This window comes from Frigoribacterium sp. AC512 (genome assembly GCF_979258295.1).
The window spans coordinates 273,029-296,231 of sequence record NZ_OZ409850.1; the positions used below are offsets into that span (position 1 = coordinate 273,029).

Genomic DNA, 23,203 nt, shown 5'->3' on the forward strand with positions numbered 1-23,203 from the left:
CTCGCGATCGATCGAGATCGGGTGTTGACAAGCCCGTGGAGTCCGGTCAATTATGAAGCGCTTCAACTTTCATGAGGCGCCCACCATTCAAGGAGGAATGATGTCCCGCACCGCACGCCGTGTCGCTGCCTTCGCCGTCACCGGCCTGACCATCGCGGGTCTCACCGCGTGCTCGGGTGGCGGAGCGGGCCAGGCAGCCACCGAGTTCTCCGTCCTCGGCAACGTCGAGAACGAGGTCGTCCCTGCAACGCTTCAGACTCTCGCCGACGGCGCCTGCGCCACCGAGAACGAGGCCATGCCGCTGAAGGTCGAGACCGTCCCGCAGACGAACCTCAACCAGCAGGTGCAGCTGCTCGCCGGTCAGGGCGGCCTCCCCGTCATGTACGCCGTCGACACGAACGAGCTCGTGCAGCAGCTCGACGACGCCGGCTTCGTCGCGCACTTCGACGAGCTGCTCGACGAGATCGGCGCGGCCGACTCGATCGAGCCCGCCGCGCGGTCGACCGTCGAGTCGCTCTACGACGGGGAGTTCCTCGTGCTGCCGACCGAGTACAACATCGAGGGCATCTGGTACAACAAGACGCTCTTCGCCGACAACGGCGTCGACGTGCCCGAGAGCTGGGACGACGTCGTCGCCGCGGCCGGCACGTTCCAGGACGCCGGCCTCACCCCGTTCGCCGCGAGCGGCGAGCAGGGCTGGCCCCTCACACGCCTGGTGGGCAACCTCATCGAGCGCGAGCTCGGCCCGGACGCCCTCCAGGCAGTCGCCGACGGCGACGCCGAGCTGACCGACCCCGAGTACGTGGCCGCGGCCCAGCAGGTCGCCGACCTCGGCGCGGCCGGCTACTTCGGCGAGGGAGTCGGCTCGATCGACTACGACACGTCGATCAACCAGTTCCTCAACGGCAGCTCGCCGATGCTCTACATGGGCAGCTGGGTGCTGAGCAACTTCGCCGACGACACGGCGAACCAGATCGGCGAGGACGCCATCGGCTACCTGCCGTTCCCCGCCGTCGAGGGCGGCGAGGGCGACAGCAGCCAGCTCGTGGCCAACGTCGGCCTGCCCTTCACGATCAACCCGAGCGTGCTGAACGACGACAGCAAGGCCTGGGTCAAGTGCATCGCCGAGAACTACGGCCAGGTCGCCCTCGAGGACAGCAGCCGCATCTCCGGCTTCACGGTGTCGGGCGACGCCGCCGGCACCGCGCTGACGACGGAGGTGCGCGACCGCATCGCGGCCACCGACACCACCATCCCCTGGTTCGAGGCGTACTTCAGCACGCAGGCGACGACGACCTCGCAGCAGAACGCCGCCCAGCTCGTCACCGGCGCCATCACGGCCGAGGAGTTCATGACGCTCGTCCAGGGCGACCTGGGCTGACGCCTCCTCGGCGGGGGGCAGGGGTGCGCCGATCCCGCGTCCCTGCCTCCGCCGACCCTCCACGACCGTCTGCTCGGACCGAAGGCACCCCATGAACCCCCTGCTCGGCGACCGGCGCGCGACCCTGATCCTCATCGGGCCCGCCCTGCTCATCTACTCCGTCGTGATGCTCGTCCCCATCGTCGTCTCGTTCGGCTACACCCTGACCAGCGGCAACGCGATCACGGGCTTCACCTTCTCGGGACTCGAGAACTACCAGCGCCTCCTCACCGACACCCGGGTGCGCGACGCGCTGCTGCTCACGGTCCGCTACGCCGTGCTCATGACGATCCTGCAGGTCGGCTTCGGCTACCTGCTGTCGCTGCTGTACGTCTTCGTGCTGCGGAAGTGGTCGAGCGCGGTCCGCACCCTGGTCTTCTTCCCCGTCGTCCTGCCGACCGTCGCGGTCGCGTTGCTGTTCCAGCAGATGTTCGCGATCGCGCCGCAGAACGGGCTCGTCAACACGGCCCTCGAGGCGGTGGGCCTGTCGTCCGTCGACTGGTTCGGCGACGGGGGCACGGCCTTCCTCGTGATCATCATCATGGACGTGTGGCGCTCGATGGGCTTCTACGGGGTGCTGCTCTACGCCGGCCTGCTCGACATCCCCGAGGAGGTGTTCGAGTCGGCTCGCATCGACGGCGCGTCCGGCTTCGGACTCGTCCGCCGCATCGTCCTGCCGCTCTCGCTGCCCGTGCTGGTCTCGTCGTTGATCTTCTCCGTCAACGGGACGCTCAAGGTCTTCGACAGCATCCTCGCGCTCACGAACGGCGGGCCGGGCACGTCGACCAGCCCCCTGACGATCTACATGTTCGACACGTCGTTCCGCTTCGGCCAGTACGGCTACGGCAGCACCGTCGCGTTCCTGCTCACGATCGTGTCGCTGCTGGTGACCGTCTTCATCTTCCGCGCGAACCGCCGCGACCTCACGAAGGACTGACCGATGACCTCCGTCGACACCGCCGTCCCCGCGACGTCCACGCCCCTCCGCCGTCCGACCTCGAGGCGTCGTGGATCCTCCCGGCGACGCGTCGGACAGGTCGTGAGCGGTGCGCTCGTCGCGCTCCTCCTCGTCATCGTGGTGGGGCCGCTCGTCTGGATGCTCCTCGGGTCGTTCAAGACGCAGACCGAGTTCCTCGAGCAGCCCGTCTGGGCCCTGCCCCAGCAGTGGAACTTCGACAACTACGTCTTCGCGTGGACCCAGGGCAACTTCGCGCAGTACGCGTCGAACTCCGTCCTGACCGTCTTCCCGTCGCTCCTCCTGGTGCTGCTGTTCGGCTCCATGGCGGGCTTCGCGCTCGAGGTGCTCGTCTGGAAGGGCCGCGGCGCGATCCTCATCACGTTCCTCGCCGGCATCATGGTGCCGACGCAGATGATCCTGCTGCCCCTGTTCGCCGCGTACTTCAGGCTCGGGCTCACCGGGACGCTCTGGCCGCTGCTCATCACGTACACCGCGACGAGCCTGCCGCTGGCGGTCTTCCTGATGGCCACCTTCTTCAGGGCCGTCCCGCGCGAGATCTTCGAGGCGGCGATGCTCGACGGCGCCGGGCTGATCCGGTCGTTCTTCCTGGTCGGCCTGCCGATGGTGCGCAACGCGCTCTTCACCGTGGGGCTGGTGCAGTTCTTCATGCTGTGGAACGACCTGCTCATCGCGCTGACGTTCACGAACTCCGGATCGCTCCGCACGCTGCAGGTGGGCCTGCTCAACTTCACCGGCCAGTTCGGCTCGGTGCAGTACGGCCCGCTGTTCGCCGCCATCTGCCTCAACGTCGTCGCGATCCTCGTGATCTACCTGTTCCTGAACAAGCAAGTCCAGAAGGGCCTGACCGCCGGTGCGGTCAAGGGGTGACCATGAGCGCGACGATCACCGACCTGCGGGTCGAGCACGGCCGTGAGGCCCTGGGCCTCGGCACCCCCCGTCCCCGCCTGAGCTGGCAGCTCGACGGCCCGTCCGGCTGGCGGCAGGAATCCGTCGAGATCGCCCTCGACGACGGCGGGCGGCAGGTGGCGACGGCGGTCGTCGGCACCGGCGAGCAGGTCCTCGTGCCCTGGCCGTTCGCCGACCTCGCCTCGCGGCAGCGGGTCGAGGTCCGCGTCCGCGTGACGGGCGCCGACGGCGCGACGTCGCCGTGGAGCGCCCCGACCGCCGTCGAGGCGGGCCTCCTCACGCCGTCGGACTGGCTGGCGCGCCCGGTCGGCGGGTCCTGGCCCGAGGAGCCGGGCACCGATCGGCGCCCCTCCCGTGTGCGGCGTGCCTTCCGTCTCGACGCGGCCGTCGCCTCCGCTCGCCTGTACGCGACGGCGCACGGCGTCTTCGAGGCCGAGCTCAACGGAGTCCGGGTCGGCGACGACGAGCTCTCGCCGGGCTGGACCTCGTACGACTCCCGGCTGCGCTACCGCACGTACGACGTCACCGACCTGCTCGGGGCGGGCGAGAACGTCGTCGGGGCGTGGCTCGGTGACGGCTGGTACCGCGGACGCCTCGGCTTCAACGGCGGCTACCACGACCTCTACGGCACTGATCTGTCGTTCCTCGCCCAGCTCGAGATCGAGCTCGTCGACGGGACCCGCGTCGTCGTCGCCACGGACGACCGGTGGGAGGCGGCGCCCAGCCCGATCGCGTTCAGCGGGCTCTACGACGGCGAACGCCACGACCTGCGGCTCGACGGCCACGGCTGGTCGAGCGCCGGTGCAGACAGGGACGGGTGGACTCCCGTGGCCACGGGAGAGCGCGACCCGCGCACCCTGGTCGCGCCCGAGCAGCCGCCGGTGCGCTGCACCGAGGAGATCGCCCCGGTCGCGCACTGGACGACGCCTCGTGGCACCGTGGTGCTCGACTTCGGCCAGAACCTGGTGGGACGACTGCGCATCACGGTCGACGGCGAGGCGGGCCGCGAGGTGACCCTGCGCCACGCCGAGGTGCTCCAGGAGGGCGAGCTCTACCGGCGAACCCTCCGCCTGGCCGCGGCGGAGGACGTCGTGACCCTGGGAGGCGACGGTCCCGTCACCTGGGAGCCCCGCTTCACGATCCACGGCTTCCGCTACGCGGAGGTCGAGGGATGGCCGGGGGAGTTCGACCCCGCGGCGGTCGTCGCCCGCGTGCTGCACACCGACATGGAGCGCACGGGCTGGTTCGCCTGCTCCGACCCTGGTCTCGAGCGACTCCACGAGAACGTGCTGTGGAGCACCCGCGGCAACTTCGTCGACATCCCGACCGACTGCCCGCAGCGCGACGAGCGCCTGGGCTGGACGGGCGACATCCAGGTGTTCGCGCCCACCGCCTCCTACCTGTACGACTGCTCGGGCATGCTCGGCTCGTGGCTGCAGGACCTCGCCGTCGACCAGCTGCCGGACGGCACGGTGCCGTGGTTCGTGCCGCGGATCCCCGGCGGTCCGTCGTGGGAGCCGATCGAGCCGGGCGCGGTCTGGGGCGACGCCGCGGTGCTCACCCCGTGGGTCCTCTGGGAGCGGTTCGGCGACTCCGGCGTGCTGGCCCGCCAGTGGGACTCGGCCAAGGCCTGGGTCGACCTGATCCTCGCCCGGGCCGGGGACGACCGGATCTGGGACGAGGGCTTCCAGCTCGGCGACTGGCTCGACCCGGCCGCGCCGCCGGACGACCCGGCCGACGCGCTCACCGACCGGTACCTCGTCGCGACGGCGTACCTGTACTGGTCGACCCGCCACCTGGCGGCCACCGCCGCCGTCCTCGGCAAGGGCGCCGAGGCCGCGCGCTACGACTCGATCGCCGAGGAGGTGCGCGAGGCCTTCGCGGGGCGTTGGACCGACGGCCGCGGGCACACGACGAGCGACGCTCAGACCGCCTACGGGCTCGCCCTCGAGTTCGGGTTGGTCGAGGGAGAGGACGCGCAGGCCGCGGGCGACCGGCTCGCCGAGCTCGTCGCCGAGGCCGGCAACCGCATCGCGACCGGCTTCGCCGGGACCCCCGTCGTCGCCCCCGCCCTCACCCGGACGGGACACGTCGACCGGGCCTACGACCTCGTCCTCGAGCGCTCGTGCCCGTCGTGGCTGTACACCGTCGACATGGGCGGGACGACCATCTGGGAGCGCTGGGACAGCATGCTGCCCGACGGCACCGTCAACCCCGGCGAGATGACGAGCTTCAACCACTACGCGCTCGGCGCCGTGGCGGACTGGATGCACGCCACCGTCGCGGGGCTGGCGCCCGCGGCACCTGGCTGGCGCAGGGTCCGCTTCGCCCCGCGTCCCGGCGGCGGGCTGACGCACGCGTCGGGTCGACACCTGTCGCCCTACGGCGAGGTGTCGTCAGCGTGGCGGGTCGAGGGCGAGGTTCTCGCACTCACGGTCGTGCTGCCCGTCGGCACGACGGGCGAGGTCTCCCTGCCCGACGGCACGACCGTCGAGGTGTCGCACGGTCGCCACGAGTTCATCTGCTCGGCGGTCGCGACCGAGGTCGGCGCGGCTGCCGCCGCGGGCTGATCAGGCGTCGGGCACGGTGCTCGCGCGCACCACGAGCTCGGGCGCGAAGACGACCCGGCGCGGCGAGCGGGCGGGGTCGTCGATCTCGTCCTGGAGGATGTCCATCGCCGTCTGCCCGATCAGGGCGCTGGGCTGGCGGATCGAACTGAGCGGCACCACGGCCGCGCGGGCGAAGTCGATGTCGTCGTAGCCGATCAGGGCGACGTCGTCGGGCACCCGCAGGTCACCGAGCATCACGAGCGACTGCAGCACGCCCATCGCGACGAGGTCGTTCGCGGCGAAGACCGCATCGGGTCGCTCGTCCGCCGGGCGCGACATGAGCTCGGCGGCTGCGGCGCGACCGTGCTCGACCGTGAGCGCCGGCACCTCGACGACCTCGAGCACGACCTGCTCGGCGACCGGGGCCGCCGCGTTCGCGGCGCGCACCGCCTCCTGCGCACCCTGGAGGCGGTCGGCCACCTGCTGCAGGTCGAGCGGCCCGCCGACGAACGTGAGACGGCGGCGACCGACCGACAGGAGGTGCTCGGCAGCCAGCTGGCCGCCGCGCACGTCGTCGACGGAGACCGACGAGAAGTCCGTGAGCTCGGCCTGCCGGTCGACGAGCACCGCGGGGGTCCCGCGTCGGCGCAGCCGCGCCAGCCGGGCGGTCACGTCGCCGACCGGGGAGATGAGGATGCCGAGCACGCGGTTCGCCTCGAAGAGGTCGAGGTAGTGCGCCTCGCGCTCCACCTGCTGGTCGCTGTTGCCGAGCAGGACGACGCGGCCGGCCTTCTCGGCGGCGGTCTCCGCGCCGCGGGCGACGTCGGAGAAGAACGGGTTGCCCCCGTCGAGGATCACGAGGCCGATGGCCCGGCTGGCACCGGCGCGGAGCTGCCGGGCGGCGTCGTTGCGCACGAAGCCGAGCTCGTCGATCGCCGCGTGCACGCGCTCGACCGTGGCGGGGCTGACCTTGTCGGGCCGGTTCAGCACGTTGGACACGGTGCCGACCGAGACGCCCGCCGTCGTCGCGACGTCGCGGATGCTCACCGACTCCACCCGCGCCTCCTGCCCCTCGACCGTCCCGACCTGATGGCCGACCGGGTGATCGGACCACGCCGACGGGGCCGAGTCTAGGCCGGGCCTCGCCGGGGGCGACGACCGGGGGGCCGCGAGCCGCGGGCGGCCGAGACTCAACTGGTGCTTGACGCCGTCGCAGCCCGCCCCTACTGTCGTCCCCGACACCATTTGAAACGATTCATTTCTCGATGAGGAGAACGATCGATGTCGATCGACCCCACGCCCGCCGGCCTCTCGCCGACGGCCCCCGTGCTCGAGCTGAGGGGGGCCCGCAAGACGTTCGGCACCGTGGTCGCGCTGGCCAGCGGCAGCGTCCAGCTCCGCGCCGGCGAGATCAACGCCCTCGTCGGCGAGAACGGCGCCGGCAAGTCCACGATGGTGAAGATCCTCGCCGGGGTGCACCAGCCCGACAGCGGCGAGTTCCTCTTCGACGGGCACCCGATCGTCTTCCGCACCCCGGCCGAGAGCAAGGCCGCCGGCGTGAGCGTCATCTACCAGGAGCCGACGCTGTTCCCCGACCTCACCGTCGCCGAGAACATCTTCGTCGGCCGTCAGCCCACCTCGCGCCTCGGCTTCATCGACCGCGCGAAGATGCGCGCCGACGCGCGCGCCCTCTTCGAGCGGCTCGGCGTGCCGATCGACCCCGACCGCGTCGCCGAGGGCCTCTCGATCGCCGATCAGCAGATCATCGAGATCGCCAAGGCCATCTCGCTCGACGCCAAGGTGCTGATCATGGACGAGCCGACGGCCGCCCTCAGCGGCGTCGAGGTCGAGCGCCTGTTCGGCGTCGCCCGGTCCCTGCGCGACCGCGGCAGCGCGATCATGTTCATCTCGCACCGCTTCGACGAGGTCTTCGGCCTCAGCGACCGCATCACGGTGATGCGCGACGGCGCCTTCATCTCCGAGCACGCGACCGGCGACGTCACGACGGCAGAGATAGTCCGCGCGATGGTCGGCCGCGACGTCGACCAGCTGTTCCCCAAGCAGGAGGCGCGGGTCGGCGAGCCCGTCGTCACTGTCGAGGGCCTGACGCGGCAGGGCGTCTTCCACGACGTGTCGTTCGAGGTGCGGGCGGGCGAGATCGTCGGGCTGGCCGGCCTCGTCGGCGCGGGCCGCACCGAGGTCGCCAGGGCGCTCTTCGGAATCGACCGCTACGACGCCGGCAGCGTGACGGTGAACGGCAGGCCGCTCGCCCGTCGGGACCCGATGGCCGCCATCACCGCGGGCATCGGCTTCGTGCCCGAGGACAGGCGCAAGCAGGGTCTCGTGATGGACATGTCGGTCAGCCGCAACACGACCCTGACGCTCCGCAGGACGCTGAGCCGGTTCGGCCTGGTCAGCGCCCGACGTGAACGGGAGGCGGCGGCCGACTGGTCGGAGCGCCTCCAGGTCAAGACCGGCAGCCAGGAGCTGCCCGTCGCGACCCTGTCGGGCGGCAACCAGCAGAAGGTCGTTCTGGCCAAGTGGCTGGCGACCGTCCCGACGTTCCTCATCGTGGACGAGCCGACCCGCGGCATCGACGTCGGCACGAAGAGCGAGGTGCACCGGCTGATCAGCGACCTCGCCGGACGCGGCATCGCCGTGCTGATGATCTCGTCCGAGCTGCCGGAGGTGCTCGGCATGGCCGACCGCGTGCTCGTCATGCACGAGGGGCGGCTCACCGCGACCCTCGACCGCGCAGAGGCGACGGCCGAGCGCGTCATGCACGCGGCGACCGGCTCCGGCTCCGACGCCGCCGACCTGACCGAGGCCGCGCCGACCGCGCCCGCAGCCAGCCCGACCATCCCCTCCAGCCCGACCACGCCCCCGACAGCGACCGCAGAGGCCAGCCGATGACCACCTCCCACGCCCTCGCGCCTGCCCCCACGTCGGGACGGAACCCGGTCGCCGCGCTGCTCCGGCAGCGCGAGGTGCCCGTCGCGTCCGCCCTCGTCGTGCTGGTGATCGTCACGACGATCGCCAACCCGCTCTTCGTCTCGGCCCAAGGCGTGAAGGACCTCATGCTGAACGCCACGATCACGGTGATCATGGCCGTCGGCCTCGGCACCGTCATCATCACGAACAACATCGACCTCTCGGTCGGGTCGATCCTCGGGCTCGTCGCCTTCGCGACCGGCACGGTGTTCGCCGCCGCGCCCGACATCCCGATCGTGTTCGTCTTCCTGATCGGGCTCGCGATCGGGGCGGTGCTCGGGGCCGTGAACGGGTTCCTGGTGACCGTGGCCAGGGTGCCGTCGCTCGTGATCACGCTCGGCATGCTCTACATCTACCGCGGCCTCAACAACGCCTGGGCCGGCGGTCAGCAGTACTTCGCCGGCGACCGGCCCGCTGCCTTCGGGCGCCTGTCGGTCGACACCGTGCTGGGCATCCCGATCATCACGGTCATCGCCGTGGTCGTCGTCGTGCTCGTCGCCGTGTTCCTGGCCCGCACGCGGCCCGGCCGCGACCTGTACGCCATCGGGTCGGACGAGGAGGCGGCACGCCTGTTCGGGATCGCGGTGAGCAGGCGGGTCGTCACGGCCTTCGTCCTCAACGGCACGTTGACCGGCCTGGCGGGCGTGCTCTACGCCAGCCGCTTCAACTCGGTCGGTGCGACGACCGGCACCGGGCTCGAGCTGGACATCGTCGCCGCGGCCGTCGTCGGCGGCATCGCGATCTTCGGCGGCTCGGGCAGCGTCGTCGGCGCGGCGATCGGCGCCGTGCTGCTGACCACCATCACGAGCAGCCTCACCGCCCTCGGCGTCGACAAGTTCTGGCAGCAGGCCATCGTCGGCGTCCTCATCCTGACCGCCATCCTCGTCGAGCGGATCGCCTCGATCCGCAAGGCCCGACGACTGCGCACGAGCGAGGCCACCAATGCCTGACCAGACCGTCACCCACGCCCCCGAGGCCTCCGCGTCCGCTGCCTCCTCTGCCCGCGCCGGCGCCCGCGACCCCGGGGCGCGCGCCGAGCGGGCGCTGCGGCGCCGCCGCCTCCTGACCGGTCGCGGAGCGATCATGGTCTGGGCCCTGCTCGCGACCCTGCTCGTCTGCGCCCTCACCGTGCCGCGGTTCGCCAGCGTGCAGACCACCGGGTTCCTGCTGCTCGACGCCATCCCGATCCTCATGATCGCCATGCCGATGGCGCTCGTCGTGATCACCGGAGAGATCGACCTCTCGGTCGCCAGCACCGCCGGCCTCACGAGCGCCACGATGGGCGTGCTGTGGGCGGCAGGCTGGGGCATCCCCGAGATCTTCGTCGTCTGCGTGCTGATCGGCGTCGTCTGCGGTGCCCTGAACGGCGCGCTCGTGACGACGATCGGGCTGCCGAGCCTCGCGGTCACGATCGGCACCCTCGCGCTCTACCGCGGACTCGCGCTCGTCGTGATCGGCGACGACGCCGTCGCGAACTTCCCGCCCGGGCTCACCTCGTTCTTCACGTCGAAGATCGGCGGCACGGGCATCCCCACGGTGATGGTCGGCGTCGTCGTCGTCATCCTCTTCTTCGGTGTGCTGCTGCACTTCAGCTCGTTCGGCCGGGCCCTGCCCGCGATCGGCTTCAGCAAGGAGGCCGCGAGCTTCGTCGGCGTCCACGTCGGCCGTGCCAAGTTCTGGATGTTCGTCTCGACCGGCGTCGTCTCGGCCCTGGTCGGCATCTACTGGACCCTCCGATACTCGAGCGCCCGCAGCGACAACGCGACCGGCATCGAGCTGGCCGTGATCGCCGCGGTGCTGCTCGGCGGCGTCTCGATCTTCGGCGGCCGCGGCTCGATCCCCGGCGTCGTCGCCGGCGTGCTGATCATCTCGAGCATCAGCTACGCACTGCGGCTCGGCGGCATCAGCGACGTCGTGCTCAACGTCGTCACCGGCCTGCTGCTCGTCGGGAGCGTGGTGACGCCGAGCCTGATCTCGGTCGTCCGCGAGAAGACCCGAGCGAGACGGTCGGAGAGGGCCGTGCTGGCCCGCTCCGCCGAGCACGCCTAGGCAGCCCCACGAACCCACCCGCACCACCTCACCACACCCGCACCGTCCCACCCACAGCAAAGGACAGAACGATGGAGTTCCCCACCTACACCCGAGGCCGCGCCCTCCGGCGTGCCGCCGCCGCGGTCGCCGCCCTCGCGACCGTCACCCTCGTCGCCTCCGGCTGCGCCCTCACGGCGGCCAGCGACGACGCCAGCTCGGGCTCCGGCTCGGGCGGCACCGAGTCGATCGCCTTCGTGCCGAAGCAGCTGAACAACCCCTACACCGACGTCGTGCTCGGCGGCGGCGAGTCCGCGTCGAAGGCGATCGGCTACGACTACAGCGTGGTCGGCCCGCTCGAGGCGAGCGCCTCCTCACAGGTCACGTTCCTCAACACCCTCACGCAGCAGGGCACGAACGTCATCGTCATCGCCGCGAACGACCCCGACGCGGTCGGGCCGGCCCTGAAGGAGGCGCGCGACGGCGGAGCGAAGATCGTCGCCTTCGACTCGGACACCAACCCCGACTACCGTGACGTGTTCGTCAGCCAGGTCGAGGCCAAGGACGTCGCGCTGATCCAGATCCGCCAGATGAGCGAGCAGATCGGCGGCCAGGGCGACATCGCGATCCTCTCGGCGACCGCGAACGCCACGAACCAGAACGAGTGGATCAAGTACATCCAGGAAGAGGTCGACACGAACCCGGACTACGCCGGCATCACCATCGTCTCGACCGTCTACGGCGACGACGACGACGCCAAGTCGTTCCAGGAGGCGCAGGGCCTGCTGCAGGCCAACCCGGACCTCAAGGGCATCATCTCGCCGACCACGGTCGGCATCGCCGCGACGGCCCGCTACCTCTCGACCTCGGAGTACAAGGGCAAGGTCGCGCTGACCGGGCTCGGCCTGCCGAACGAGATGCGCGAGTTCGTCAAGGACGGCACCGTCACCGCGTTCGCCCTCTGGGACCCGGCGCAGCTCGGCGAGGTCGCGGCCTACGCCGGCCAGGCGCTCGTCGACGGCACCATCACCGGCGAGGAGGGCGACACCTTCACCGCCGGCGACCTCGGTGAGCGCACCGTCGGCGCCGACGGCATCGTCATCGTCGGCCCGCCGACCGAGTTCGACGCCGACAACATCGACGACTACGACTTCTAGGCCCGGCTCCCAGTCGTAGCCCGTGACGGGGCGCGGCGGTGTGCACCCCCGGCACCGCCGCCCCCGGCACGTCCTCCCCCTCCTTCTTCTCTTCCCTCGGCCCCTGCACCGGAGCGATCTCCATGAGCACCACCTCCTCGTCGGTCGGCGACCTGCTGCCCCCGTTCCGCCGTCGTCGCACCCGCGTCGGCCTCGTGGCCGGCGGGCTCGGCACCTACTGGCCCCAGTTCCCCGGACTCCTGCCCCAGCTGCAGGAGTCCACCCGCTACGTCGTCGAGCGCTTCGGCGCCCTCGACGCCGAGACGATCGACACCGGCTTCATCTCGGACGCGCAGGAGGCGCGGGTCGCGGCCGAGACGCTGCGCACGGCCGACTGCGACCTGATCGTCGTCTTCCTCACCACGTACCTGACCTCGTCGATGGTCCTGCCGATCGCGCAACGGGCCGGCGTGCCCGTGCTCGTCATCGACCTGCAGCCCACCCCGTCGATGGACCACGACCGCTTCGACACCGGCCTGTGGCTCGCCTACTGCGGGCAGTGCCCGGTGCCCGAGGTCGCGAACGTCTTCGCCCGGGCGGGCATCGAGTTCCGATCGGTCACGGGCCACCTCCGCAGCGAGCGGGCCTGGAGGCGCATCGAGCGCTGGGTGCACGCCGCCGGCGTCCGCGCACGGCTGCGCGAGGCCCGCCACGGGCTGATGGGCCACCTCTACCCCGGCATGCTCGACGTCTCGACCGACCTCACCCTGCTCTCGACGCACTTCGGGTCGCACGTCGAGGTGCTCGAGCTCGACGACCTCCGCGTGCGCGTCGACGAGGTCTCCGACGCCGCGGTCGGGGAGCGGGTCGCCCTCGCCCGCCAGGTGTTCGACGTCGACCCCTCCGTCGCCGAGGAGGACCTCGACTGGGCCGCCCGCGTCTCGGTCGGGCTCGACCGCCTCGTCGACGACTTCGACCTCGACTCGCTCGCCTACTACCACCGTGGCCTCGCGGGCGAGCAGCACGAACGGCTCGGCGCGGGCCTCATCCTCGGGGCGTCCCTGCTGAACGCCCGCGGAGTGCCGGCCGTGGGCGAGTACGAGCTGCGCACCTCCGTCGCGATGCTCGCGGCGCAGGCTCTCGGGGTCGGCGGGTCGTTCACCGAGATCCAGGCGATCAACTTCGACGACGACGTGGTCGAGATGGGCCACGACGGGCCGGCACACCTCGCGATCTCGTCGTCACGCCCCGTGCTGCGGGGGCTCGGCGTGTTCCACGGCAAGCGCGGCCACGGCGTGAGCGTCGAGTTCGACGTGCAGCCGGGCCCGGTCACGACCTTCGGCCTCGGCCAGGACCGCGACGGCGCGCTGTCGTTCGTCACGAGCGAGGGCACCGTGGTGCCGGGACCGCTGCTCGCCATCGGCAACACGACCTCGCGCGTCGACTTCGGCGGCGACCCCGGCGAGTGGGTCGACGAGTGGTCGCGCAGCGGCATCGGGCACCACTGGGGGCTCTGCGTCGGCCACGTCGCGCGCGACGTCGCCGCCGCGGCGTCGCTGCTCGGCATCGAGCACCGCCACGTCGCGGCGCCGTTCGACGACGCCGACGGCTTCGAGCGCAGCCTGGGCCGCGCGACGTCGTGAGCAGTGGCGCGGCCGGTCGCCGGATCGTCTTGCCTAGCGCCCGGACGCACGCTACGCTCGATCCATTGAAACGATTCAACGACGAACCGGAGACCACCTGATGACCGCCCACGACCACGAGCGATACGTGTTCCGGCTGCAGGTCGCGCCCGACCGCCTCGACGAGTACGCCGGTCGTCACGCCGATGTCTGGCCCGAGATGCTGCACGCGCTCCACGACAGCGGCTGGCACGGCTACTCCCTCTTCTCTGCCCCCGACGGCCTGCTCGTCGGCTACGTCGAGGCCGTGTCGCTCGAGGCCGCCCAGGCGGCGATGGCCCGGACCGAGGTCAACGCCCGCTGGCAGGCCTCGATGGCCGAGTTCTTCACCTCGCTCGACGGCACGCCTCCTGACGAGGGCTTCGAGCTGCTCACGCAGGTCTTCAACCTGGAGGCGCAGCTCGGCCTCCCGGGCGGCGGCCGCCAGCCCGACCGCACGGGCCCCACGGCGGCGGTCCCCACGACCCCGGCTGCCGCAGCCCCCACGATCCCGGCGTCATCGACGACGTCCGGCACCACGACCACGGGAGAAGCATCATGACCACCTTCGACGACATCGCGCCGACGCTCGAGCGCCAGGCCATCGAGCTGCCCAGCTGGGCCTTCGGCAACTCGGGCACGCGCTTCAAGGTGTTCGGCACGCCGGGCACGCCCCGCACGCCCGAGGAGAAGATCGCCGACGCGGCGCGCGTCCACGAGCACACGGGCCTGGCGCCGAGCGTGGCCCTGCACATCCCGTGGGACGAGGTCGACGACTTCGGCGCCCTCCGCTCGCACGCCGAGGGGCTCGGCGTCGCCCTCGGCACCGTGAACTCGAACACGTTCCAGGACGACGCGTACAAGTTCGGCAGCCTGGCCCACAGCGACGCAGCCGTGCGGCGCAAGGCGGTCGACCACCACCTCCGCTGCCTCGAGATCATGCACGAGACCGGCTCGCGCGACCTCAAGATCTGGCTCGCGGACGGCACCAACTACCCCGGACAGGACTCGCTCCGCCAGCGTCAGGACCACCTCGCCGAGTCGCTCGCCGAGATCTACGCGGGCCTCGGCGACGAGCAGCGCCTCGTGCTCGAGTACAAGTTCTTCGAGCCGGCGTTCTACCACACCGACGTGCCCGACTGGGGCACGAGCTACGCGCAGGTGAGCGCCCTCGGCGACCGCGCGCTGACCTGCCTCGACACCGGCCACCACGCCCCGGGCACGAACATCGAGTTCATCGTCATGCAGCTGCTGCGGCTCGGCAAGCTCGGCTCGTTCGACTTCAACTCGCGCTTCTACGCCGACGACGACCTGATCGTCGGGGCGGCCGACCCGTTCCAGCTGTTCCGCATCCTGTTCGAGGTCGTCGACGGAGGCGGCCTCGAGGTCGGCTCGCCCGTGCAGTTCATGCTCGACCAGTGCCACAACGTCGAGGACAAGATCCCCGGCCAGATCCGCAGCGTGCTGAACGTGCAGGAGATGACGGCGCGCGCCCTGCTCGTCGACCGCCCGGCGCTCGACTCCGCCCGCGCCTCCCACGACGTCCTCGGTGCGAACGCCGTGCTGATGGACGCCTTCTACACCGACGTCCGCCCTGCCCTGGCCGACTGGCGCGAGGGCCGCGGCCTGCCGCGCGACCCGATGGCGGCCTACCTCACGAGCGGCACCCCCGAGCGCCTGGCCGCCGAGCGCGTGGGCGGCAAGCAGCTCAGCTGGACCTGACCCGCGACGAGCGAGGCCGGACCGCTGTCCGCGACCCCGCCCGCGCCTCCTCGACCTGACCCACCCGACCTCGAACGGACCCCACCTCGTGACCAGCACCACGCCCTCCACCGCCGCCGACCTCGTCGCGCGCAGCAACCGCCTCGGCGCCGACCCGGCGAACACGAACTATGCGGGCGGCAACACCTCGGCCAAGGGCACGGCGACCGACCCGGCGACGGGAGAGCCGGTCGAGCTGCTCTGGGTCAAGGGCAGCGGGGGAGACCTCGGCACCCTCACCGAGCAGGGCCTCGCGGTGCTGCGCATCGACCGGCTGCGGGGGCTCGCGAACGTGTACCGCGGGGTCGAGCACGAGGACGAGATGGTCGCCGCCTTCGACTACGCACTGCACGGCAAGGGAGGCGCGGCGCCGTCAATCGACACCGCCATGCACGGCCTCGTCGACGCGGCGCACGTCGACCACCTGCACCCCGACGCCGGCATCGCGATCGCGACGGCGGCCGACGGCGAGCGCCTGACGGCCGAGATCTTCGGCGGCGCCGTCGTCTGGGTGCCGTGGCGTCGACCGGGCTGGCAGCTGGGGCTCGACATCGCCGCGATCAAGGCGGAGCACCCGGAGGCGCGCGGCACGATCCTGGGCGGCCACGGCATCACCGCGTGGGGCGACACCAGCGAGGAGGCGGAGGCCACCTCCCGCTGGATCATCGAGACCACGCAGGCCTGGCTCGACGAGCACTCGCGGCCCGAGCCGTTCGGGGCCCCGCTCGCTGGGTACGGGGCCCTGCCCGCCGAGGAACGCCGCGCGAAGGCCGCGGCGCTCGCGCCCGTCGTCCGCGGCATCGCGTCGCACGACCGGCCGCAGGTCGGCTCGTTCACCGACAGCGATGTCGTCCTCGACTTCCTCGCGAGCACCGAGCACCCGCGGCTCGCGGCGCTGGGTACGAGCTGCCCCGACCACTTCCTCCGCACGAAGGTGCGGCCGCTGGTGCTCGACCTGCCGGCCGACGCGACCGTCGACGAGTCGATCGCGCGCCTCCGGGAACTGCACGAGCAGTACCGCCTCGACTACCAGGCGTACTACGACCGGCACGCGACGCCCGACAGCCCCGCGATCCGCGGGGCCGACCCGCTGATCGTGCTCGTGCCCGGCGTCGGCATGTTCTCGTACGGCGGCGACGCCCAGACGGCGCGCGTCGCCGGCGAGTTCTACGTCAACGCGATCGCCGTGATGCGAGGCGCCGAGGGCGTCTCGAGCTACGCGCCGATCGACGAGGCCGAGAAGTTCCGGATCGAGTACTGGGCCCTCGAGGAGGCGAAGCTGCAGCGACGGCCCGCGCCGAAGCCGCTCGCCACCCGCGTCGCGCTCGTGACCGGTGCCGCGTCGGGCATCGGCAAGGCCATCGCCACCCGGCTCGCCGCCGAGGGGGCCTGCGTCGTGATCGCCGACCTCGACCTCGCCAAGGCGCAGGCCGCGGCGGCCGAGATCGGCGGGCCGGACGTCGCCCGCGGCGTCGCCGCCGACGTCAGCGACGAGGCCGCGGTGCAGGCGTCGATCGCCGAGGTGCTGCTCGCGTTCGGAGGGCTCGACCTCGTCGTCAACAACGCCGGGCTGAGCCTGTCGAAGTCGCTCTTCGACACCACTGAGGCCGACTGGGACCTCCAGCACGACGTGATGGCCAAGGGCTCGTTCCTCGTCGCGAAGAACGCGGCCCGTGTGCTCGTCGACCAGGGCCTCGGCGGCGACATCGTCTACATCTCGTCGAAGAACTCGGTCTTCGCCGGCCCGAACAACATCGCCTACAGCGCGACGAAGGCCGACCAAGCCCACCAGGTGCGGCTGCTCGCGGCGGAGCTCGGCGAGCACGGCATCCGCGTCAACGGCATCAACCCCGACGGCGTCGTGCGCGGCTCGGGCATCTTCGCCAGCGGCTGGGGCGCCAACCGCGCGGCGACCTACGGCGTCGACGAGAAGGACCTCGGCGCCTTCTACGCCCAGCGCACCATCCTCAAGCGCGAGGTCGTGCCCGAGAACGTCGCCGCCGCCGTCTACGCGATCTGCACGAGCGACTTCTCGCACACGACCGGGCTGCACGTGCCGGTCGACGCGGGGGTCGCCGCGGCCTTCCTGCGATGAGCCAGGGCAGCTCGAGGCCGGCGGGAGGCGTGGTCGCCGCGGTCGACCTCGGGGCGACGAGCGGGCGCGTCGTGCTCGGGCACGTCGACCGCGACGGTGTCCGGCTGCAGCACGTCGCCCGGTTCGCGAACGACCCGGTCACGCTGCCCGAGGGGCAGGGCGCAGGAGGCGCGGGCCGGGTCGGCCTGCACTGGGACGTCCTGGGGCTCTGGCGGTCGGTCTCGGCGGGGCTGACGCAGGCCCTCCGTGACGAGCCGGGCGTGGCCTCGATCGGCGTGGACTCCTGGGCCGTCGACTACGGGCTGCTGCGCGAGGGGCGCCTCCTCGGCTCTCCCTACCACTACCGCGACGAGCGCTCGGCAGCGGGGGTCGAGACGGTGCACGCGGTCGTGCCGCCCGGTGAGCTCTTCGCGCGCACCGGCCTGCAGCACCTGCCGTTCAACACCGTGTTCCAGCTCGCCGCCGACCGCGCGGCGGGTGTCCTGGCTCCGGCCGATCGTGCCCTGCTCGTGCCCGACCTCGTGTCGTGGTGGCTCACCGGCACGGCCGCGACCGAGCGCACCAACGCCTCGACGACCGGCCTGCTGTCGCCGACGACGGGGGAGTGGGACCTCGAGCTGATGGGCCGGCTCGGGCTGGCGCCCGACCTGTTCGCACCGTTCGTCGACCCGGGCGCCTCCCTCGGACCGCTGCTGCCGTCGGTCGCCACGGTGATCGGTGCCCCGGCGTCGCTCGGGGTCACGGCGGTCGGCTCGCACGACACCGCCTCGGCGGTGGTCGCCGTGCCGCTCACAGGCGACGACGCCGCCTACGTGTCGAGCGGCACGTGGTCGCTCGTCGGCCTCGAGCTGCCGTCACCGCTGCTCGGCGAGGACGTCCGTGCGGCCGGCTTCACGAACGAGGGCGGCGTCGACGGGCGGGTGCGCTTCCTCAAGAACGTGTCGGGCCTGTGGCTGCTGAGCGAGTCGATGCGTGCGTGGAGCCGCTCGGGCACCTCGGCCGCCGAGCGCAGCAGCGACCTCGCGGCCCTGCTCGCCGAGGCGGCGGCCGTGACCCGGCCCGTCGCCGTCTTCGACGCCACCGACGTGCGCTTCACCCCGCCGGGCGACATGCCCGCGCGGATCGAGGCGTGGTGCGTCGAGCACGACGTGGAGCCGCCGCGGGGCCGCCCCGAGACCGTGCGCAGCATCCTCGAGTCGCTCGCGGCCGCGTACGCCGAGACGCTGCGGGATGCCGAGCGGCTCTCGGGCCGTGTCGTCCGTACCGTGCACGTCGTCGGGGGCGGCTCGCAGAACGAGCTGCTCTGCCAGCTGACCGCCGACCATACGGGCTGCACCGTGCTGGCCGGGCCGGTCGAGGCGACGGCGCTCGGCAACGTGCTCGTGCAGGCGCGGGCCGCGGGGCTCGTGCACGGGAGCCTCGAGTCCTTGCGTGCCCTGGTGCGTCACAGCTTCTCCCCCGTCCGCTACGAGCCGCGGACCACCGCGGCCCCCACCTCGCAGAGAGGCTGAGACCATGGTCCAGCGTCAGTTCCCCAAGCCCGTCGAGCTGCTCGAGTACCTGAGCTTCAAGAAGCCCGAGCTCGACGGGCGCAAGCGCCGCCTCGAGGCCGCCCTGACGATCGAGGACCTGCGGACGATCGCCAAGCGCCGCACGCCGAAGGCCGCGTTCGACTACACGGACGGCAGCGCGGAGGCGGAGATCTCGATCACGCGGGCCCGGCAGGCGTTCGAGGACGTCGAGTTCCATCCGGAGGTGCTGCGGGACGTGGCCGAGATCGACACGACGGCGACGGTGTTCGGGGCGCCGTCGGCGATGCCGTTCGCGATCGCGCCGACCGGGTTCACCCGCCTCATGCAGACCGAGGGAGAGACGGCCGGCGCCTCGGCTGCCGCGGCGGCGGGCATCCCGTTCACGCTGTCGACGCTGGGGACGACGTCGATCGAGGACGTGAAGGCAGCCAACCCGCACGGGCGCAACTGGTTCCAGCTCTACGTCATGCGGCAGCGCGACATCTCGTACGGCCTCGTGGAGCGAGCGGCGGCCGCCGGGTACGAGACCCTCTTCTTCACGGTGGACACCCCGGTCGCTGGGGCGCGGCTCCGCGACAAGCGGAACGGGTTCTCGATCCCGCCGCAGCTGACGCTGGGGACGGTGCTCGACGCGTTGCCCCGACCGTGGTGGTGGTACGACTTCCTCACCACGAACAAGCTGGAGTTCGCGTCGCTGAGCGCCACCGGCGGGACGGTCGGCGATCTGCTCGACCTGGCGATGGACCCCACGATCAGCTTCGACGACCTGCGGATCATCCGCGAGATGTGGCCGGGCAAGCTGGCGGTGAAGGGGGTGCAGAGCGTCGACGACGCGAAGAAGTTCGTGGACGCGGGAGTCGACGGGATCGTGCTGTCGAACCACGGCGGGCGGCAGCTCGACCGGGCGCCGATCCCCTTCCACCTCCTTCCGGAGGTGGTGCGCGAGGTGGGCGCGGACACGGACGTCCTCGTCGACACCGGCATCATGAACGGCGCCGACATCGTCGCGTCCGTCGCGCTCGGGGCCAAGACGACCCTGATCGGGCGGGCGTACCTCTACGGGCTCATGGCCGGCGGGCGGCAGGGCGTCGACCGCACGATCGAGATCCTCTCGGACCAGGTCGTGCGGACGATGAAGCTGCTCGGAGCGCACTCGCTCGAGGAGCTCGAGCCGCGGCACGTGACCCAGCTCGAGCGCCTGGCACCGCGCGCCCGCAGCTGACCGTAGCGGTCGACGAGTTGCCCTGATCTGCTGGCTCGAGGGCGCGGGGGCAGCTGATCGGGGCAACTCGCCTCGGCTCGAGGCGGGCAGGCGGGCGGCGTCACGCGCCGTCACCGTGGTGCGGGTGTCAGCGGCGGCGGGCAGGGTGGGGTGATGAGTTCCCCCGACCCGCACACCGCCGACCCGACACCCGTCGTCCACGTGCTGCACGACAACGAGGAGTGGCTGCCGCCGCTGCTCGCCGCGCTCGACGCCGCGGGGGTGCCGCACGCCGAGCACCTGCTCGACGGGAGCTCCTTCGACCTGTCGGCCGCGCCTCCTGCGGGGGTGTTCTGGTCGCGCCTGAGCGCGTCGGCCGCGACCCGCGGCAGGGCGACCGCGAAGGAGGTGGCGCGCGCCACCCTGCGCTGGGCCGAGCGGCACGGTCGCCGGGTCGTCAACGGCAGCGGCGTCGTCGAGCTCGAGGTGAGCAAGGTCGCGCAGTACCTGGCGCTGTCGGCGCACGGCTTCGACGTGCCGCGGACGGTCGCGGTGTTCGGCACCGCCGACCTGGAGGCGCGGGCGCGCGAGCTCCCGACGCCGTTCATCACGAAGCACAACCAGGGCGGCAAGGGCATCGGGGTCCGCCGGTTCGACGACCACGAGTCGTTCGACGCGTACGTCGGCGGCCCCGACTTCGAGCAGCCCGCCGACGGCGTCACGCTGCTGCAGGAGTACCTGCAGGCCGAGGAGCCGTTCGTCACCCGCGCCGAGTTCGTGGGCGGCCGCTTCGTCTACGCGGTCAGGGTCGACACGTCGGCCGGCAGCTTCGAGCTGTGCCCGGCGGACGCCTGCGTCGTCCCGGCGGGTGCCGACCCGGCGACCTGGGCGCCGTTCGCGGTGCGTCCGTCGGTGACCGCCGAGCACCCGCTCGTGGTCCGGCTCGAGGAGTTCCTCGCCGCGCAGGGCATCGAGGTGGCCGGCGTCGAGTTCATCGAGACGGTCGACGGCCTGGTCGTGCCCTACGACGTCAACACGAACACGAACTACAACCCCGACGTCGAGCGGGAGTCGTCGGTGTCGGCGACCGCGGCGCTCGCCGCGTTCCTCGGGGACGCGCTGGCGGAGGCCGCGTAGGCGCGCCTGCGGGGTCCTGCTGCCCGATGCGGCTGTTGCGATGCGAGCCACACCCCCGAACCAGCACCACACCCCGCACGTCGAGGGTGTCGTGCTGGTTCGGGGGTGTACCGCTGAACGAGGGGCCGAGCCCGGCGCCACCGGAGCCGAGGCGCCGGCACCCGCCGTTAGTGTCGACGCAGACCCGAGGAGACCCATGAGCACGTCCGAGCCTGCCGCCGCCGCACCCCCACCCGCGACCGCGAGCACACCGGAGCGCTGGGACCACGTCGTCGTCGGCGCCGGAGTGATCGGCGCGGCGACCGCGCGGGCACTCGCGCGACGCAGCGGAGACGGCGGCAGCGGCGCGAGCGTCCTGCTCGTCGAGCAGTTCGGCCGCGGCCACGACAAGGGCTCGTCGCACGGGGCGAGCCGGATCTTCCGTCGCGGGTACACCGCCGACGACTGGGTCGCGCTGACGGGCGACGCGATCACGGCGTGGCAGGAGCTCGAGGCCGAGACGGGCCGCACCTTGCTCGACTTCACGGGCGCGCTCGACCACGGCGACCCGGACGTGCTCGACGAGATCCAGGCGGCGCTCGAGCGCGGCGGCGTCGCCCACGAGCGGCTCACCCCCGACGAGGCCGCGACGCGCTGGCCGGGGCTCCGCTTCGACACGAGCGTCCTCGTCCACGCGCAGGCCGGTCGGGTCCGCTCGGCAGACGCCGTCGAGGCGCTGCTCGACAGCGCCGCGGCCGCGGCCGCCGAGCTCCGCTTCGACACCGCCGTCGCCGCCATCGACACCGAGGGCGACGACGTCGTGCTCCGTCTCGAGGGCGCAGGAGGCGCCTCCTCGGCGGCCGTGTCGGCCAGCGTCGTGCTGGCGGTCGGCTCCTGGGCGCACCACGTCGCCGGCGACCTGGTCGAGCGTGGGGGAGCGGCCCTGCCCGAGGTCAGGGTCACGCAGGAGGAGCCCGCCCACTTCGGGACGGAGCTGCCCGACGACGCCTGGCCGAGCTTCGTCCACTACCCCACCGACCCGGAGCTGCAGGCCCGGGTCAGCACGATCTACGGGCTGCTCACCCCCGGCGAGGGTGTCAAGGTCGGGACCCACGGCACCGGGCGTGAGGTGCATCCCGACGCCCGGCTCGCGTCGCCCGGCGCCGAGGGACAGGCCGTGCTGCGCGCGTACGTCGCGGAGTGGGTGCCCGGCGTCGACGTCGACACGCTCGCGCCGATCAGCTGCCTCTACGACACGACGCCGACCGAGGACCCGGTGCTCGACCGCGTCGGCTCCGTCACCGTCGCGACCGGGTTCTCGGGGCACGGCTTCAAGTTCGGCGCCGTCTTCGGCGAGCTGCTCGCCGGGGTCGCGACGGGGACCCCCGCGCCGGAGCGGTTCCGGCTGCGCCGCCGCTGAGCGTCGGACGCGGCGCGCCGTGGGACCCCGTCAGTCGCGGGTGCCGCGGCGTCTGCTGCCCTTCATCCCGAAGGAGACCAGCACGACGCCGACCACGAGCATCGGCACGCCCGCCCACGGGCTGTCGAGCGTCAGGAACAGGGCGACGCCGACCAGGGCGAAGACCACCCCGACCCCGACGTTGTCGTTGCGCTTCTTCTCGGCGGCTGCCTTCGCGCCTGCCTCGGTCTCGGGTCGTTCCTCGTCCATCGCTCCAGGCTAGGCAGGCGCCCCGGCAGGGGCGTCCCCCGTGCGACGGACCCGAGGAGGCGGCCTTCCCGTCCGCGCATCCCTCACGACGCGTCCCTCCGCGAGAGCGACGAAGCGACGCGATGTTCCCCGGAGGTTCGTCGCTCTCGAGGAGGTTCG

18 protein-coding genes are annotated in these 23,203 nt (G+C 72.1%); 16 read left to right on the plus strand and 2 right to left on the minus strand.

Annotated elements, in window-relative coordinates:
• Nucleotides 1–100: 100 nt before the first annotated feature.
• The 4 genes from ACZZ97_RS01205 to ACZZ97_RS01220 all read left to right on the plus strand — a co-directional run bounded on the left by ACZZ97_RS01205 (nucleotide 101) and on the right by ACZZ97_RS01220 (nucleotide 5,875).
• Nucleotides 101–1,381 carry an ABC transporter substrate-binding protein gene (locus ACZZ97_RS01205; RefSeq protein WP_463471990.1) on the plus strand — a complete coding sequence of 427 codons (1,281 nt, stop codon included), beginning with the start codon at nucleotides 101–103 and terminating at the stop codon, nucleotides 1,379–1,381.
• 91 nt (nucleotides 1,382–1,472) lie between these two features.
• Nucleotides 1,473–2,357, plus strand: a complete 885-nt coding sequence (locus ACZZ97_RS01210) for a carbohydrate ABC transporter permease (protein ID WP_463471991.1) — start codon at nucleotides 1,473–1,475, stop codon at nucleotides 2,355–2,357.
• 3 nt (nucleotides 2,358–2,360) lie between these two features.
• Entirely contained in the window at nucleotides 2,361–3,266 is a 906-nt protein-coding gene (locus tag ACZZ97_RS01215) for a carbohydrate ABC transporter permease (RefSeq protein WP_463471992.1), read from the plus strand.
• 2 nt (nucleotides 3,267–3,268) lie between these two features.
• The gene (locus ACZZ97_RS01220; protein ID WP_463471993.1) at nucleotides 3,269–5,875 is read left to right on the plus strand and encodes a family 78 glycoside hydrolase catalytic domain; all 2,607 of its coding nucleotides are present in this window, start codon (nucleotides 3,269–3,271) and stop codon (nucleotides 5,873–5,875) included.
• On the opposite strand, the gene ACZZ97_RS01225 is transcribed toward ACZZ97_RS01220, so the two are convergent.
• Complete coding sequence (locus ACZZ97_RS01225; protein ID WP_463471994.1) at nucleotides 5,876–6,910, minus strand: LacI family DNA-binding transcriptional regulator; 1,035 nt, start codon at nucleotides 6,908–6,910, stop codon at nucleotides 5,876–5,878.
• Between the two features lie 225 nt (nucleotides 6,911–7,135).
• Between ACZZ97_RS01225 and ACZZ97_RS01230 the strand changes: the two genes are divergently transcribed.
• The 12 genes from ACZZ97_RS01230 to ACZZ97_RS01285 all read left to right on the plus strand — a co-directional run bounded on the left by ACZZ97_RS01230 (nucleotide 7,136) and on the right by ACZZ97_RS01285 (nucleotide 22,795).
• Nucleotides 7,136–8,767, plus strand: a complete 1,632-nt coding sequence (locus tag ACZZ97_RS01230; RefSeq protein WP_463471995.1) for a sugar ABC transporter ATP-binding protein — start codon at nucleotides 7,136–7,138, stop codon at nucleotides 8,765–8,767.
• The gene (locus ACZZ97_RS01235; protein ID WP_463471996.1) at nucleotides 8,764–9,795 is read left to right on the plus strand and encodes an ABC transporter permease; all 1,032 of its coding nucleotides are present in this window, start codon (nucleotides 8,764–8,766) and stop codon (nucleotides 9,793–9,795) included. The genes ACZZ97_RS01230 and ACZZ97_RS01235 overlap by 4 nt, the downstream gene beginning before the upstream one ends.
• Nucleotides 9,788–10,894, plus strand: a complete 1,107-nt coding sequence (locus ACZZ97_RS01240) for an ABC transporter permease (RefSeq protein ID WP_463471997.1) — start codon at nucleotides 9,788–9,790, stop codon at nucleotides 10,892–10,894. The genes ACZZ97_RS01235 and ACZZ97_RS01240 overlap by 8 nt, the downstream gene beginning before the upstream one ends.
• Before the next feature lie 71 nt (nucleotides 10,895–10,965).
• The gene (gene rhaS / locus ACZZ97_RS01245) at nucleotides 10,966–12,030 is read left to right on the plus strand and encodes a rhamnose ABC transporter substrate-binding protein (RefSeq protein ID WP_463471998.1); all 1,065 of its coding nucleotides are present in this window, start codon (nucleotides 10,966–10,968) and stop codon (nucleotides 12,028–12,030) included.
• A 122-nt stretch (nucleotides 12,031–12,152) separates the two neighbouring features.
• Nucleotides 12,153–13,652, plus strand: a complete 1,500-nt coding sequence (locus ACZZ97_RS01250) for an arabinose isomerase (protein ID WP_463471999.1) — start codon at nucleotides 12,153–12,155, stop codon at nucleotides 13,650–13,652.
• A 100-nt stretch (nucleotides 13,653–13,752) separates the two neighbouring features.
• Nucleotides 13,753–14,232: an L-rhamnose mutarotase gene (locus tag ACZZ97_RS01255; RefSeq protein ID WP_463472000.1), complete on the plus strand. Its 480-nt coding sequence runs from the start codon at nucleotides 13,753–13,755 to the stop codon at nucleotides 14,230–14,232.
• Nucleotides 14,229–15,392 carry an L-rhamnose isomerase gene (rhaI, locus tag ACZZ97_RS01260; RefSeq protein ID WP_463472001.1) on the plus strand — a complete coding sequence of 388 codons (1,164 nt, stop codon included), beginning with the start codon at nucleotides 14,229–14,231 and terminating at the stop codon, nucleotides 15,390–15,392. The genes ACZZ97_RS01255 and rhaI overlap by 4 nt, the downstream gene beginning before the upstream one ends.
• Nucleotides 15,393–15,480: 88 nt before the next feature.
• On the plus strand, nucleotides 15,481–17,526 hold the full coding sequence (locus tag ACZZ97_RS01265; RefSeq protein ID WP_463472002.1) for a bifunctional aldolase/short-chain dehydrogenase: 2,046 nt from the start codon (nucleotides 15,481–15,483) through the stop codon (nucleotides 17,524–17,526).
• Complete coding sequence (locus ACZZ97_RS01270) at nucleotides 17,523–19,037, plus strand: rhamnulokinase (RefSeq protein WP_463472003.1); 1,515 nt, start codon at nucleotides 17,523–17,525, stop codon at nucleotides 19,035–19,037. Before ACZZ97_RS01265 ends, ACZZ97_RS01270 begins: the two co-directional genes overlap by 4 nt.
• A gap of 4 nt (nucleotides 19,038–19,041) precedes the next feature.
• Nucleotides 19,042–20,280: an alpha-hydroxy acid oxidase gene (locus tag ACZZ97_RS01275; protein WP_463472004.1), complete on the plus strand. Its 1,239-nt coding sequence runs from the start codon at nucleotides 19,042–19,044 to the stop codon at nucleotides 20,278–20,280.
• A 153-nt stretch (nucleotides 20,281–20,433) separates the two neighbouring features.
• Nucleotides 20,434–21,396 carry an ATP-grasp domain-containing protein gene (locus ACZZ97_RS01280; RefSeq protein WP_463472005.1) on the plus strand — a complete coding sequence of 321 codons (963 nt, stop codon included), beginning with the start codon at nucleotides 20,434–20,436 and terminating at the stop codon, nucleotides 21,394–21,396.
• Nucleotides 21,397–21,592: 196 nt separating this feature from the next.
• Nucleotides 21,593–22,795, plus strand: a complete 1,203-nt coding sequence (locus ACZZ97_RS01285) for an FAD-dependent oxidoreductase (RefSeq protein ID WP_463472006.1) — start codon at nucleotides 21,593–21,595, stop codon at nucleotides 22,793–22,795.
• Between the two features lie 30 nt (nucleotides 22,796–22,825).
• On the opposite strand, the gene ACZZ97_RS01290 is transcribed toward ACZZ97_RS01285, so the two are convergent.
• Nucleotides 22,826–23,044, minus strand: coding sequence for a hypothetical protein (locus ACZZ97_RS01290; protein ID WP_463472007.1), 219 nt, complete (start codon nucleotides 23,042–23,044; stop codon nucleotides 22,826–22,828).
• Nucleotides 23,045–23,203 lie beyond the last annotated feature (159 nt).